This window comes from Paenibacillus oleatilyticus, assembly GCF_018998565.1.
GTDB classification, from domain to species: domain Bacteria; phylum Bacillota; class Bacilli; order Paenibacillales; family NBRC-103111; genus Paenibacillus_G; species Paenibacillus_G oleatilyticus.
Genome location: NZ_JAHNZO010000025.1, coordinates 1 through 13,868 on the forward strand (window position 1 = coordinate 1; position 13,868 = coordinate 13,868).

The following is a 13,868-nucleotide window of genomic DNA, read 5'->3' on the forward strand; positions in this document are numbered from 1 at the left end:
TTCAGCATGAATAAAATCCTGCGAATGAGCGAGATAGAACGAGAAAACAGCATCATACTGAGGGAGGCGGACGTAAACTCTTACGGGATATACCCCACATCTATTTGGCTGAGTTTTTCTACTCTTGGAGTTTCTCAACATCCGGAGCCACCTCACGGTACGTGAGGCGGCTATGCTTTTTTCTTCGCCTCCTCACGTACCGAGAGGTGGCAGTCCTCTTCCTACTCCTCCCTTGGTTGGGAGGAGTGGGACCTCGCTAGATCAGCTTGTGTGGCGGAGAGCAGCGTATGTGCCGTAGAGTTTACGTGCCGCCTTTGAACTCGGGTTCTTACCGCAAGGTAAGTTGAATAGAACCCGAGTTCAACAGCGGCCGAAGGCACATACGGCTGCTCGCAGCCACACGCCCTGCTGATCAAGTTCCAACTCCCGCTCCATCAACTCACTCCCCCCAACCCCCTCCTCTCGACAAAAATAGTACCGCCCCCTCGGCATGTTTAGACAGACTTTGAAATACAATTGGGATATACTTGTCTCATTCGCGGCAAGCGGGCGGCAAGTTGGGCGGGAGGTAACGAAGATGGTCGTGTACATCGATGTCATTTTCCTCATGAACGTGCTGATCGACGGCGCGCTGCTCTGGACGACGGCCTGGTCGCGCAAGCTCCGTTACCGCCCGTGGCGGTTGGGGCTTTCCGCGGCCATCGGAGGCAGCTATGCGGTGATGCTGTTTTTTCCGCCGTTATCGTTTCTGTTTACGTTTGCGCTAAAATTCGCGCTTTCTCTGCTGATGCTGCTGACCGCCTTCGGATTTGGGGGATTGCAGCATTTTTTGCGGAACCTTGGCGCATTTTACGTCATCAATTTCATGGCAGCCGGTGCCGTCTTCGGGTGCGCCTACTTTTGGCAATCCTCCAGCGAAATCATCAATGGTATCTTGTTCAGCCACGATCTGGGGGTCACGCTAACGATGCTGGCCTTTTCCTTCCCGTTGGCGGTATGGCTGTGCCGGAATGTCCTGCAAGCCTTAAGGCGCAAGCAGGAGCTGACCTCGTTCTTGGCCAAGGTGGAGGTCCATATCGACGAATTTGCTTCCAGTTGCACCGGACTTATCGATACGGGCAATCAGCTGTACGATCCGCTGACGAAAACGCCGGTCATGGTCATGGAAGCGACACAGTGGGGGGAGCGCATTCCCGAAGCATGGCTGGTCAAAATCCGCCGGGCTGAAGTAGATCAGCTCGTGACGTCGATTGGTACCGAACCCTTTGTCTGGCAAGATCGCTTGCGCCTTGTGCCGTATCGGGGGGTGAACCGGAATACGCAGTTTATGCTGGCGCTCAAGCCGGACCGGGTCGTGATCACAACGGGAAGCGAGCAGATCGAGGCGAATAAAGTACTGATCGGTCTGGACGGCGGCCGCCTCAGTTCGGACAACGCTTACCAGGCCATCATTCATCCTTCGCTAGTCAACATGTAACACGAGCGGGACCCGATATCTGCTGCCTGGCTTGTCGCAGCTCAAGGCCGTGCTTGTAAGGGAGACCGAAGCTTGACCGCAAGAAAGCTGTTTTCACGACTGGGGATGTCCGGATATTAAAACGGTACGAATGGGAGGAAGCGTAAACATGATGGTCAAGTGGAAGCTGATGCTGCAAATTATGTATTTTCGCCTGCTGCTGGTGCTGGGGCTCAAATCGGACGAAATCTACTACATCGGTGGAAGCGAAGCGCTGCCGCCCCCGCTCACACGCGAAGAGGAAGAATATTTACTGGAAAAGCTTCCTTCAGGAGATGCGGCCATCCGCGGCATGCTGATCGAACGAAATCTGCGGCTCGTCGTTTACATCGCGCGTAAGTTCGAGAACACAGGCATCAATATCGAAGACCTTGTATCGATCGGCGCAATCGGCTTGATCAAAGCGGTCAATACGTTCGATCCAGAGAAAAAAATCAAGCTCGCCACGTACGCCTCGCGATGCATCGAAAACGAGATTTTGATGTATTTGCGACGTAACAGTAAAATTCGCACCGAAGTTTCGTTCGACGAGCCGCTCAATATCGATTGGGACGGCAACGAGCTTTTGCTGTCGGATGTGCTCGGGACGGAAAACGACACCATCTACCGCAATATCGAGGAGCAGGTCGACCGCAAGCTTCTCCATAAGGCACTTGACAAGCTGTCGGAGCGCGAGCGGATCATCATGGAACTGCGTTTCGGCCTGCAGGACGGCGAAGAGAAGACGCAAAAGGACGTTGCGGACATGCTCGGCATCTCCCAGTCGTATATTTCGCGGCTCGAAAAGCGCATCATCAAGCGGCTCCGTAAAGAGTTCAACAAGATGGTGTAAACTGGAAAAAGTTTTTTTCATCGGCGATGAAAGCGAAACCGTCCTTGCCGGAACTGGCTTTGAACGATTTTTAAGGAGCGGTATGTCCGTTTGAGAGCCCGACGAGACCGCATAAAAAAGCATTCCGAGGAGATAATTAACAGTAATGTTTCTCCTTGGGAGGTAATCACGGTGACCCGAAACAAAGTCGAAATATGCGGCGTCGATACGGCAAAGCTACCGGTTTTGACCAATGCGGAAATGCGTGAACTATTCGTGGACCTGCAAACGAATAATGAACGATCTGCAAGAGAGAAATTAGTCAACGGCAACCTCCGGCTCGTGCTGAGCGTCATCCAGCGGTTCAACAACCGGGGGGAATTTGTCGACGACCTGTTCCAAGTAGGCTGTATCGGACTGATGAAAGCCATTGATAATTTCGATTTAAGCCAGAATGTCAAGTTTTCCACCTACGCGGTTCCGATGATTATTGGAGAGATCCGCCGTTACCTTCGGGACAACAACCCGATCCGCGTGTCCCGCTCCTTGCGCGATATCGCTTATAAGGCGCTTCAGGTGCGCGATCAGCTGACGAATCAAAATTCGCGGGAGCCCACCATTTACGAAATTTCGGAAGCGCTCGGCGTGCCGAAGGAAGATGTCGTGTTTGCGCTCGATGCCATACAGGACCCGGTGTCGCTTTTCGAACCGATCTATCATGACGGCGGCGATCCGATCTATGTGATGGACCAGATCAGCGACGACCGGAACAAAGACGTCTCGTGGATCGAGGGCATTGCCCTCCGGGAAGCGATGCGAAAGCTGAACGACCGCGAGAAAATGATTTTGTCCATGCGCTTTTTCGACGGTAAGACCCAGATGGAAGTGGCCGACGAAATCGGCATTTCCCAAGCGCAAGTATCCCGGCTCGAGAAATCGGCCATATCCCAGATGCAGAAGCATGTGAAAAACTGACGGGAGCTTGCCCGACCTGCGAAGATCCGACCGACTCGCTACAATGCAGCGGGCGCGGTCTTTTTTTATAGCCTGGCGGACATTTTGCCCAAGTTGCTCATATAGTATAAGAAAAGCTTCTTATCGAAGCCTGTTCGAGGAAGATACATTCGTGTTTTAGAGGAAGCTTTTCTTGCGATATAGAATTCAATCAGCTCCGCTGATAACGTATAAATTCTATATCTAAAAAAAAGGGCATTTGCTGAACCGGTTTTTTGGTTTTGAAACGTCTATTGGCGAGTTGGTCGTAGAGTGAAACGTGATACGCGGCGAGTTTTTTTCAGACCGTGTTTGAGCCGAAGCGGATTACTTTTCACTCGCAGACGTGTCGCCAGCGAAGCTGCCAAAATCGTTCCGCAATATGCCTTCCCCGGTGGTGACAGCGTGAAAATATCCGATTTCCAAACCAAAGACGTGATCAATATCGTCGACGGCAAAAAGCTGGGCCAAATCAGCGACTTGGAGCTCGATCTCCGGCAAGGACGAATCGAGGCGATCGTCGTCCCGAATTCCTCCCGTTTTTTCGGATTGTTCGGCGGCGGAACCGATGTGATTATCCCTTGGAGCAACATCGTCAAAATCGGTATGGACGTCGTCCTGGTCAAGCTGGAGGACGTCCGGGCTTTCCGGCAGCAGGAGCCGGCCGATAACGTGTATGAGTACAACCGCCAGTCCCGCGGATAGGGCAAACGAAAAGAAGCGTGCATTCACCCGGACGAACAAGGGTGTTCTTTTTTTTCGCTTCGTGTATACTGAGTAGTAAAAAGACGGGAGGCGGACCCATGGAACCTTTTGTAATCCGACAAGCCGATAACGGCTGTGAATTGCTTATGCTGGAGCGTTTCATGAACGCCTGTCCGGCCGTGACGGCCGGCTTTACGACAAGACGAGGCGGGGTTAGCCGCGAAGCCTTCGACACCTTGAACTGCGGGCTTCACGTGGAGGATGTGCCCGCAGATGTGGTTGCGAACCGAAAATTGCTGGCCGAATCGCTCGAGTTGCCGTTCGAATCGTGCACATACGCGGAGCAGGTGCACGGGAAGGAAATTCAGGTTGTTGGCAAAGGGCAGAGCGGTGCGGGCAACGATTCTCGGGAGAAGGCGCTGCAGGGCAAAGACGGCTTCGTGACGAACGAACCGGGAGTCTTTTTGCACGCGTTGTTTGCGGACTGTGTGCCGCTGTATTTTTACGATCCGGTCCGCAAGGCGGTAGGATTGGCGCATGCAGGGTGGAAGGGCACCGCCTTGCAAATCGCTACGGCAACGCTGGAGACGATGAGCGCGGCATATGGCACCAAGCCCCGGGACGTGAAGGCCGCTATCGGCCCTTCCATCGGCGCATGCTGCTACGAGGTGGACGATGCCGTTATTGCGCGAATGGACAAGGTGCTGGAGAAGGTTGCGCCGGGCGGCGGCGCCGACGAATCCGGCCGTTCACCGTTCTACGAAAAAAAGCCCAACGGCAAATACAAGTTGAACTTGCAACAAATAAACCGACAAATTATGATAAAAGCAGGAATTATGCCGTCTCATATCGAAATAAGTGGTTTATGCACAAGCTGCCGTACCGACTTGTTTTTCTCGCATCGCAAAGAGGGCGGAAAGACCGGTAGAATGGCGGCATGGATCGGACTGCGGGAATAGAGGCTGGGGGGACTCTGGCTTGATAACACCGGAGACCGCCCCATAGCCGGGCAGGCCGAAAGCGAGGTGAATTGACGTTATGACTGTAGAGCTGAAGGAACGAATCGAAGAAGTCCGCAAGCGTATTGCCACGGCTTGCGCCCGCGCGGGGCGTAGCCCTGAAGAGGTGCGCGTCATCGCCGTGACGAAGTACGTTTCTCTGGAAACGACAGGACAAGCGCTGCGGAGCGGACTGACGGATGTCGGCGAGAACCGCTGGCAGGATGCCGCTGCCAAATGGGAAGCATTCGGCAGTGAAGGCGTGTGGCATTTCATCGGACATCTGCAAACGAACAAAGTAAAGGACGTCGTCGGACGATTCGCGTATATTCATTCGCTGGACAGGCTGTCGCTGGCCAAAGAGATCGAGAAGAAGGCGTCGGCGCTCGGAATCGAGGTTCCGTGCTTTATTCAGCTGAACGTGTCGGGGGAAGAGACGAAATACGGTTTGGAGCCCGGCGAGCTGCTTGATTTTGTGGCGGAGCTGCGGAGTATGAAGCATATCCGTGTGACCGGTCTGATGACTATGGCGCCTTACGAAGCGGAGCCCGAGGCGACCCGCCCGGTGTTTCGCGGGTTACGCGAATGGCGGGACCGTCTGAATCGGGAAGCCGTGCTCGACTACGAAGTGACCGGTTTATCGATGGGAATGTCGAACGATTTTGAAGTGGCCATTGAAGAAGGAGCGACTTGGGTGCGTCTTGGTTCGGTCTTGGTAGGTAAAGAGTGACAGAGATGAAACTCCGAGGAGGAAAGGATATGGGCGTAATGAATAAATTCATGAACTTTCTGGGCTTGCAGGAAGAGGAAGAAGTCGTGGAGCGCGAGCGCGTCGTAGAGCATCATGAAGAAGCTGAAACCCCGGCGCAGGAATTGCGTAAAAATAAGGGGAACATCGTCAGCATCCATTCACAAAAAAACGTGCGGGTCATCTTGAACGAGCCACGGTCTTACGAGGAAACCCAGGAAATTGCCGACCATTTGCGCTCACGCCGGCCTGTCGTCGTCAATCTGCACCGGGTCCGTCCGGATCAGGCTACGCGGATCGTCGACTTCCTGAGCGGTACCGTGTATGCGCTCAGCGGTTCCATCTCGAAGATCGGACCGAACATTTTTTTGTGCACTCCGGATACCGTGGAAATTCACGGTTCGATTTCGGAAATGATGCACCATAACGAAGAATAGCGTACTTAGAAAGAACGAGGTGAACGGCTTGTACTACATTGAAGATTACATTCGCACTTTAATTTCGATTTATCAGTACGTGCTCATCGCCTACGTTCTACTCTCCTGGCTGCCGAGCGCGCGCGAAAGCTTTATTGGGGAAATACTGGGGAAGCTGTGTGAGCCGTATTTGTCCGTATTCCGCCGTTTCATTCCTCCGATCGGCGGGATGATCGATATTTCCCCGATTGTCGCGCTGATTGCGCTGCGTTTTGTAGGGGAAGGAATCGTTGCGGTTCTCCGCTTCATTATTCCGTAGCCTGATATGGCAGGAGACGTAAACCGATGATGCAGGAACAACTCTATGCCCACTTCCATCCGGACGAACACCGCTTTGTCGATAAGGCGTCGGAATGGGTGGAGCGGGCCGGACAGCATACGGTCAAGCTGACCGACTTTTTGGACCCGCGGCAAATTTTCATCCTGACCACGCTTGCCAACCGGAACCCCGACGTGCAGGTGCGATTCGACGGCGGGCATCCGGGCGCGGAACGGAAGCGGGCATTGGTCGCTCCGGATTATCGCGTGCTGGACGACGAAGAGATGGGAATCAGCCTCATTGAAATTACCTCCGAGGACGAAAAGCTGAAGGAGCTGGACCACGGCGATTTCATGGGAGCGATCCTCGGACTTGGCATCAAGCGCGATAAAATCGGCGATATTTATGTACGGGAAGACGGCTGCCATTTTCTCGTAGCTTCGGAAATTGCCGATTATATCCGGCTCAATCTGAGTCAGGTGCACCGGCTGCACGTGCGGACGGAGCAGCTACCGCTCGATAAGCTCATGGCGACGGAAACGAAGATGGACGAGATGCTTTTATCGGTCGCTTCGCTTCGTCTGGATGGCATCGTAAGCGACGTATACCGGTTGAGCCGGGCTAAAGTGCTTGTTCCGATTAAAGCCGGGCGGTGCAAAGTGAACTGGAAGCAGGAGGAAGATCCGAGCAAGCCGCTGAAGCAGGGGGACGTCGTATCGCTTCAAGGGTTCGGACGCTTCAAAGTGCTGGAAGTCGAAGGGGTAACCAAAAAAGGGAGATACCGTTTAAAAATCGGCAAATATGCGTGAACGCCGATTTTTTTTGTTTGCCGATGCAGGAATATGCCAGCAACTGTCGAATATAGGATTACGCATGCGCGGACAACATAGGACCATAGCTTTTTTGCCAAATTTGCAGGAGGTGCAGCAATGGCTTTAACACCGCTCGATATACATAACAAGGAGTTCAGCCGCTCGTTTCGGGGATATGACGAAGATCAAGTGAACGAATTTCTGGATCAGGTCATTAAAGATTACGAATCGCTGATCCGTGAAAATAAAGAGCTGCAAAATCAGTTGGCCGCGATTCAAGAGCGTCTGGACCATTTTGCCAATATCGAAGAAACGCTTAGCAAAACGATCATTATCGCGCAGGAAGCTGCAGATGAAGTGAAAAATAACGCGAAGAAAGAAGCGCAGCTGATCATTAAAGAAGCGGAGAAAAACGCCGACCGCATCATTAACGAATCGCTGACCAAAGCGCGTAAAGTGTCGGTAGAGATCGAGGAGCTGAAGAAGCAGGCGTCGATCTACCGGACACGGTTCCGTACGCTCATCGAGGCACAGCTGGAGCTTCTTAGCAAGGAAGATTGGAGCTCGCTCGACCGGGTGGAAATCGAGCAGCCATAATGGGCCCAAAGTTGACGTAGAAGCTCATTTCCGCTATACTCCCTGTATAAGTTAACATGAATCAAAGCGATGACTGGGACGAGTACTTGACGTCCAGCGGAGGCCAGCGAACCGGGGGGATGGTGCGAGCCCGGACTTCGGCGGTCAAGGAATATCCCCCAGGAGCATCTCTTGAACCTCGTTCCGGAAGTAAAGAGCATCGGCTGATCCCGTTATCGATCAATGGAGCGAAGACTTCGAGCAGGGCAGGGACCGTGAAGATCACGGGCGATTGCTTTGACGCTTGGTCGTCTTAATCAGGGTGGTACCGCGAGACTTCTCGTCCCTTAGGGATGCGAGGTCTTTTTTTTGTTGCAAATTCAGTTAGGAGTGAGACAATCAATGGATTATGGAAAAACGCTAAACTTGCTGCAAACGGACTTTCCGATGCGCGGCAACCTTCCGCAGGCTGAACCGAAAATGCAACAGCATTGGGACGAGACGGACATCTACCGTCAAGTGCAGGAGAGCCGTAAGGGCAAACCGAAGTTTGTTTTGCACGACGGACCGCCATATGCGAACGGCGACATTCATATCGGCCACGCGCTGAACAAAATTTTAAAGGACATTATTGTCCGTTTCAAAACGATGCAGGGCTACGATGCGCCTTACGTGCCGGGCTGGGATACGCACGGCTTGCCGATCGAGCAGGCCATCACCAACAGCGGCAAAGTCGACCGGAAAAAAATGAGCGTGCCGGAATTCCGCGACTATTGCAAAGACTACGCTTTGCAGTGGGTGGAGAAGCAAAAAGCGCAGTTCAAGCGTCTCGGTATCCGCGGCGATTGGGATCGCCCGTATATTACGCTGCTGCCTGAATACGAAGCGCAGCAAATCCGCGTTTTCGGCGGGATGGTGACGAAAGGCTACATCTACAAAGGGTTGAAGCCGGTGTACTGGTCGCCTTCTTCGGAAAGCGCGCTGGCGGAAGCCGAGATCGAATACCGCGACAAGACGTCGGCTTCGATTTACGTAGCTTTCGACGTACAGGACGGCAAAGGCAAGCTGCCTGCGGACGCCGCCATCGTCATCTGGACGACGACGCCTTGGACGATACCGGCGAACCTGGGGATCAGCGTCCATCCGGATTTCGACTACGTCCTGGTAGAAGCGGGAGGCCGGAAGTTTGTGCTGGCGCAAGGACTGCTCGAAGCGGCGGCCAAGGAGATCGGCTGGACTGATGTGAACGTTGTACAGACGTTCAAGGGCAGCGAGCTGGAGCATGTGCTCTGCCGCCATCCGTTCTACGACCGGACGTCGCTCGTGATGACCGGCGAGCATGTGACGCTGGAAGCCGGGACGGGCTGCGTACACACCGCTCCGGGGCACGGGGAAGATGACTTCGTGATCGGGCAAAAATACGGTCTCGGTGTCTTGTGTCCGGTGGACGACCAGGGGCATATGACCGCGGAAGCGCCGGGCTTTGAAGGGCTGTTTTACGATAAAGCCAATAAAGCGATCACGGAAAAGCTTCAAGAAAGCGGCCACCTGTTGAAAATGAGCTTTATTCAACACCAATATCCACATGACTGGCGGACGAAGAAGCCGGTTATTTTCCGGGCGACCGAGCAGTGGTTCGCATCGGTGGACAAATTCCGCCAAGCGATGCTGGACGAGATCAAGCGCGTGAAGTGGACGCCAGAGTGGGGCGAGATTCGCCTTCATAACATGATCGCCGATCGCGGCGACTGGTGTATTTCCCGTCAGCGGGCGTGGGGCGTGCCGATTCCGATCTTTTACTGCCGCAGCTGCAACGAGCCGCTGGTCAATGAGACGACGATCGAACATGTCGCTTCGATTTTCGAGAAGGAAGGCTCCAACGCCTGGTTCCTGCGTGACGAGAAGGAGCTGCTCCCGGCGGGTATCGTTTGTCCGAAATGCGGTCATGACCACTTCCGCAAAGAAACGGATATTATGGACGTATGGTTCGATTCCGGGTCCAGTCATTCGGCTGTGCTCGAAACACGGGAAGAGCTGCAATGGCCGGCCGATCTGTATTTGGAGGGCTCGGACCAATACCGCGGCTGGTATAACTCGTCCTTAATTACCGGCGTGGCAGTCAAAGGACAAGCGCCGTACAAAGGCATTCTGAGCCACGGCTTTACGCTGGACGGCGAAGGACGCAAAATGTCCAAATCGCTTGGCAACACGATCGATCCGAATCAGATGTGCAACAAGCTGGGCGCCGATATTTTGCGCTTGTGGGTGTCTTCGACCGACTTCCAGGCGGATCAGCGCATCTCGGACAACATTTTGAACCAAATTGCCGAGAGCTACCGGAAAATTCGCAACACGCTGCGCTTTTTGCTCGGCAACCTGTCAGATTTCGATCCGGCCAAAGACCGCGTAGCCGTCGAGCAAATGAGCGAATTGGATCGGTTCGCGCTGCTGCGTCTGCACCGGATGACGGATCGTGTCATTAAGGCGTACGACAACTACGATTTCCACGTGGTGTATCAGACCGTGAACCATTTCTGCGCGGTTGATATGAGCGCGTTCTATCTGGATATTTTGAAAGACCGGTTGTATGCCAGCCTTCCGTCCGATCCGGCACGCAGAGCGGCGCAAACCGTATTATACGATGCGCTGACGGCAATAACTAAGTTGATTGCTCCGATTTTGCCGCATACGGCCGATGAAGTATGGAAGTACATTCCAGGTACGACACTGCCGAGCGTACAGCTCGCAGAGCTGCCGACGGTCGATGCAAACTTATTTGATGCAAATCTGGAACAAAAATGGGAAAAATTCAGCGGCGTGCGCGACGATGTGCTGAAAGCACTGGAGGAAGCTCGGAAGGAAAAGCTGATCGGCAATTCGCTCAGCGCCTCGGTACATTTGTACCCGAGTGCAGAGACGTACGAACTGCTCGGCGGCTTCGAACGATTGGATCTGCTGTTTATCGTTTCCGCGGTGACAGTTCATCATCCTGACGAGACAGCCCCAGAGGGAGCTCAAACGTTCAAGGGGCTTGCCGTAAAAGTTGCTGTGGCCGATGGGGAGAAGTGTGAACGCTGCTGGATCGTTACGCCGGAGGTCGGTCATGACTCCGAGCACCCGACGCTGTGCAAACGCTGCTCGGAAGTGTTGAAAGCCAGCGCTGCAGGCTGAGGGGCTAGCGAGCCATCCATGGGAAGGGAAGTTCTTCCCATGGAAAGCTCGTTATTTGAACCCCGGGAGGGTTGCGCAATGGAACAGACGACGAAAAAGAACGACCAGGAAAAGCTGCTAGAGCAGGTTCACAAAAAAGTTAGCGAAATTGCGGCGAACATCGAACGGACGCAAATTGCCGACTACGTTCTGCTCATGAATAGCCCGATCCGCCTGATTTGGACCAACCTGCTTGCCGGGATTTCACGCGGCGTAGGCATTGCGATCGGTTTTACCATTTTTGCGTCTACGATCTTGTATCTGCTGCAGGCGCTTAACGTGTTAAACTTGCCTATTATCGGGAATTATATTGCCGATATTGTCAAGCATGTGCAGTACCAGTTGGAAGGAAGAAGGACGTTCTAGATCAACCTTACGAAAAACGGTCTTCGGCTTCTTCCTCGGGTTCGAGCAAGCCGTCTCCTTCGCCGCTGCGCATATAGTGTTGGTACGCCTTATTGCGGACGACCGTGACCTGACGGCCATACATGTCGGTGGCCAGGAAGCTTTCGATCGGTTCGACGTATCCTTCGGATTCGTCGGCTTCGATCTGCATCTCGTTGTAGCTGTCGGATTCGTTCGGATCGTCGGCCATCGCCGGCGTATTGGACGTTCCCCAGCTTTCGACGATTTGCCAGGCGTCTTCGCCGTCGAACTGCGTCTGCCCTTCGCGTTCGTCGAGACTAGTTCTTCCGAACGGCGGGTCAAGAAATTTTTCTTCCGCGGGCCGGCGTTGGGACATATCGGGGTCGGGTACATGCTCGACGCAGTAGGCGGTTGTAGGGACGGCTTCCAGCCGTTCGTGCGGAATCGGCTGCCCGCATACCCGGCAAATGCCGTATTCTCCCGATTCCATACGCGCCAGAGCCTCGTTGATGTCGGTAAGCTGGTGCTCGGCATTTTCGTGAAGGGCGATATCTTTGCCGCGTTCGTACATCTCGGTGCCCAAATCGCCGGGATGGTTGTCATAGTTGGAAAGCTCTCCGGTCTGGACGCGCATGGAATCGCCAAGTCCCATATGCTCGCGCGATTCCAAGTGCCGCTCCAGCCACTGCTTTTCTTCCGTCAGCTTGGCTTTGAGCGCTTGGATCTGCTGCCCGGTAAGCGGACCGGGTGAACCGGATTCGAACGGAAGGTTAGTCAAGAAAAGCGCCTCCTTTTGTTTAAAGCAAGCATGTATCGTTATGTTTCGCGCCACCCGTTGTTTTTAGCTAGGTAAATGTATGCAGGTTGTCAGCAAGCCCAATAAGGAGTTGTTATCTTGAGATATTACATTTATGCTTTTATCGTTCTCCTGTTGGACCAGGCTACCAAATGGCTTATTGTAAGCCGATTGGAGCTAGGGGAATCGCGATCGGTTATCGGCGATTTTTTCCAAATCACCTCCCATCGGAACGCCGGAGCGGCCTTCGGCATTTTGCAAAATCAGCGTTGGTTTTTCCTGGCGATTACCGTTCTTGTAGCGGTTGGGGTGGTCTGGTATTTGCAGAAGACGCGAAAAGAAGGAAAGAAGCTGCTGCCTTTTGCTCTGAGTTTGCTGCTTGGAGGGGCACTCGGCAATTTTATCGACCGTGCGCTGTTCGGCGAAGTTGTGGATTTTCTCGATTTTCACTTCCGCTTCAGTTTCTTCGGCATCCCGGTGAACTATCCGTTCCCGATCTTTAACATTGCCGATTCCGCCATCGTCGTCGGGGTCGCCTTGATCTTCGTTGATTCACTGATCAGCTGGCGCCAGGAAGCGAAGCAAAACGCAGCCAACAAGCTGGAAAGCGGGGACGCGCAATCATGAATGTGACCGAGCAAGGATGGTCGGAGCAGGACCAGCGATTCGAATGGACGGCCGAACCGGAAGACGCCGGTGAACGCATCGATAAGTTCATTACGGAAGCGCTGGAGGAAGAAGTGTCCCGCACGCAAGTGCAGCAATGGATCAAGGACGGCTGCGTGAAGGTTGACGGCCGCGCCGTGAAGCCTAACTACAAGCTTTCCGAAGGAGACGCCATGACCCTGGTCATGCCCGAACCGGAAGAGCTGGTGCTTACCCCGGAACCGATTCCGCTGGACGTTGTGTATGAGGATTCCGACGTGATTGTCGTAAACAAGCCGCGAGGTATGGTCGTCCACCCGGCGCCGGGACATTACAGCGGAACGCTCGTCAACGCGCTTTTGTATCATTGTAAGGATTTGTCCGGCATTAACGGCGTCGTTCGGCCCGGCATCGTTCATCGTATCGATAAGGATACATCGGGTTTGCTGATGGCCGCGAAAAACGATCTGGCTCATTCGGGGCTGGCTGCTCAACTTAAGGCGCATACGGTCAATCGCAAATATTATGCCCTTGTGCATGGAAACGTTCCGCACGAGAACGGCACCGTCGATGCGCCGATCGGACGAGATCCGAAGGATCGGAAGCTGTATACCGTCACCGAACGGAACAGCAAGCATGCGGTCACGCATTTTCTCGTAGTGGAGAGGTTCGGCGATTATACGCTATTGGAGCTGAAGCTGGAGACGGGGCGCACGCATCAGATTCGGGTGCACATGAAATTCATCGGACATCCGCTTGTAGGAGATCCGGCTTACGGTCCTTCCAAAAGCAAGGGAGTCCTGATGGAAGGACAAGCGCTTCACGCGGCCGTGCTCGGATTCGAGCATCCGCGCTCGGGAGCGGAGCTGCAGTTCGAAGCGCCGATTCCGGACGATATGCAGCGGCTTCTTGAAGTGCTGCGAACAAGGTAACAAGGTAAGGGACATGGGGGAACAC

The 13,868-nt window shown here is 53.9% G+C and carries 15 protein-coding genes and 1 other annotated feature; of the genes, 14 read left to right on the forward strand and 1 reads right to left on the reverse strand.

Going from position 1 to position 13,868, the window contains the following annotated elements; translation table 11 throughout:
- Positions 1-577: 577 nt before the first annotated feature.
- From spoIIGA to KQX66_RS26270, 12 genes are all read left to right on the forward strand, one after another.
- Positions 578-1,477, forward strand: coding sequence for a sigma-E processing peptidase SpoIIGA (spoIIGA, locus tag KQX66_RS26215; RefSeq protein ID WP_216795743.1), 900 nt, complete (start codon positions 578-580; stop codon positions 1,475-1,477).
- A 148-nt stretch (positions 1,478-1,625) separates the two neighbouring features.
- A complete protein-coding gene (gene sigE, locus KQX66_RS26220) occupies positions 1,626-2,348 on the forward strand; it encodes an RNA polymerase sporulation sigma factor SigE (RefSeq protein WP_025853411.1) in 723 nt (240 codons plus the stop codon).
- A gap of 171 nt (positions 2,349-2,519) precedes the next feature.
- Entirely contained in the window at positions 2,520-3,302 is a 783-nt protein-coding gene (gene sigG / locus KQX66_RS26225) for an RNA polymerase sporulation sigma factor SigG (protein ID WP_010491950.1), read from the forward strand.
- 423 nt (positions 3,303-3,725) lie between these two features.
- The gene (locus KQX66_RS26230) at positions 3,726-4,025 is read left to right on the forward strand and encodes a YlmC/YmxH family sporulation protein (protein WP_010491952.1); all 300 of its coding nucleotides are present in this window, start codon (positions 3,726-3,728) and stop codon (positions 4,023-4,025) included.
- 98 nt (positions 4,026-4,123) lie between these two features.
- Positions 4,124-4,984, forward strand: a complete 861-nt coding sequence (gene pgeF, locus KQX66_RS26235) for a peptidoglycan editing factor PgeF (protein WP_216795744.1) — start codon at positions 4,124-4,126, stop codon at positions 4,982-4,984.
- A 79-nt stretch (positions 4,985-5,063) separates the two neighbouring features.
- A complete protein-coding gene (locus KQX66_RS26240; protein WP_216795745.1) occupies positions 5,064-5,753 on the forward strand; it encodes a YggS family pyridoxal phosphate-dependent enzyme in 690 nt (229 codons plus the stop codon).
- A gap of 29 nt (positions 5,754-5,782) precedes the next feature.
- Entirely contained in the window at positions 5,783-6,208 is a 426-nt protein-coding gene (locus tag KQX66_RS26245) for a cell division protein SepF (RefSeq protein ID WP_010491957.1), read from the forward strand.
- A gap of 28 nt (positions 6,209-6,236) precedes the next feature.
- The gene (locus KQX66_RS26250; RefSeq protein WP_216795746.1) at positions 6,237-6,506 is read left to right on the forward strand and encodes a YggT family protein; all 270 of its coding nucleotides are present in this window, start codon (positions 6,237-6,239) and stop codon (positions 6,504-6,506) included.
- A gap of 26 nt (positions 6,507-6,532) precedes the next feature.
- Positions 6,533-7,315 (forward strand): YlmH family RNA-binding protein, encoded by a 783-nt coding sequence (locus KQX66_RS26255; RefSeq protein ID WP_216795747.1) that lies wholly within the window; start codon positions 6,533-6,535, stop codon positions 7,313-7,315.
- A gap of 120 nt (positions 7,316-7,435) precedes the next feature.
- Positions 7,436-7,915: a DivIVA domain-containing protein gene (locus KQX66_RS26260; protein WP_025853401.1), complete on the forward strand. Its 480-nt coding sequence runs from the start codon at positions 7,436-7,438 to the stop codon at positions 7,913-7,915.
- A 60-nt stretch (positions 7,916-7,975) separates the two neighbouring features.
- Positions 7,976-8,245, forward strand: a binding site (T-box leader).
- A 51-nt stretch (positions 8,246-8,296) separates the two neighbouring features.
- The gene (ileS, locus tag KQX66_RS26265) at positions 8,297-11,065 is read left to right on the forward strand and encodes an isoleucine--tRNA ligase (protein WP_216795748.1); all 2,769 of its coding nucleotides are present in this window, start codon (positions 8,297-8,299) and stop codon (positions 11,063-11,065) included.
- Between the two features lie 78 nt (positions 11,066-11,143).
- Positions 11,144-11,470, forward strand: coding sequence for a DUF5665 domain-containing protein (locus KQX66_RS26270; RefSeq protein WP_216795749.1), 327 nt, complete (start codon positions 11,144-11,146; stop codon positions 11,468-11,470).
- A 7-nt stretch (positions 11,471-11,477) separates the two neighbouring features.
- Here KQX66_RS26270 and KQX66_RS26275 read toward each other — a convergent pair whose 3' ends face one another.
- Positions 11,478-12,248: a TraR/DksA C4-type zinc finger protein gene (locus KQX66_RS26275; RefSeq protein ID WP_216795750.1), complete on the reverse strand. Its 771-nt coding sequence runs from the start codon at positions 12,246-12,248 to the stop codon at positions 11,478-11,480.
- A 117-nt stretch (positions 12,249-12,365) separates the two neighbouring features.
- Here KQX66_RS26275 and lspA point away from each other — a divergent pair, with 117 nt between their 5' ends.
- Together lspA and KQX66_RS26285 are read left to right on the forward strand one after the other, a co-directional pair.
- A complete protein-coding gene (lspA, locus tag KQX66_RS26280; RefSeq protein WP_216795751.1) occupies positions 12,366-12,893 on the forward strand; it encodes a signal peptidase II in 528 nt (175 codons plus the stop codon).
- Positions 12,890-13,843 carry an RluA family pseudouridine synthase gene (locus KQX66_RS26285; protein WP_216795752.1) on the forward strand — a complete coding sequence of 318 codons (954 nt, stop codon included), beginning with the start codon at positions 12,890-12,892 and terminating at the stop codon, positions 13,841-13,843. Before lspA ends, KQX66_RS26285 begins: the two co-directional genes overlap by 4 nt.
- Positions 13,844-13,868 lie beyond the last annotated feature (25 nt).

What these genes read in the sequence shown, in the direction of transcription:
- spoIIGA (WP_216795743.1), top strand. Translation starts at nt 578, where the DNA reads ATGGTCGTGTACATCGATGTCATTTTCCTCATGAACGTGCTGATCGAC.
- sigE (WP_025853411.1), top strand. Translation starts at nt 1,626, where the DNA reads ATGATGGTCAAGTGGAAGCTGATGCTGCAAATTATGTATTTTCGCCTG.
- pgeF (WP_216795744.1), top strand. Translation starts at nt 4,124, where the DNA reads ATGGAACCTTTTGTAATCCGACAAGCCGATAACGGCTGTGAATTGCTT.
- KQX66_RS26240 (WP_216795745.1), top strand. Translation starts at nt 5,064, where the DNA reads ATGACTGTAGAGCTGAAGGAACGAATCGAAGAAGTCCGCAAGCGTATT.
- KQX66_RS26245 (WP_010491957.1), top strand. Translation starts at nt 5,783, where the DNA reads ATGGGCGTAATGAATAAATTCATGAACTTTCTGGGCTTGCAGGAAGAG.
- KQX66_RS26255 (WP_216795747.1), top strand. Translation starts at nt 6,533, where the DNA reads ATGATGCAGGAACAACTCTATGCCCACTTCCATCCGGACGAACACCGC.
- KQX66_RS26260 (WP_025853401.1), top strand. Translation starts at nt 7,436, where the DNA reads ATGGCTTTAACACCGCTCGATATACATAACAAGGAGTTCAGCCGCTCG.
- ileS (WP_216795748.1), top strand. Translation starts at nt 8,297, where the DNA reads ATGGATTATGGAAAAACGCTAAACTTGCTGCAAACGGACTTTCCGATG.
- KQX66_RS26270 (WP_216795749.1), top strand. Translation starts at nt 11,144, where the DNA reads ATGGAACAGACGACGAAAAAGAACGACCAGGAAAAGCTGCTAGAGCAG.
- KQX66_RS26285 (WP_216795752.1), top strand. Translation starts at nt 12,890, where the DNA reads ATGAATGTGACCGAGCAAGGATGGTCGGAGCAGGACCAGCGATTCGAA.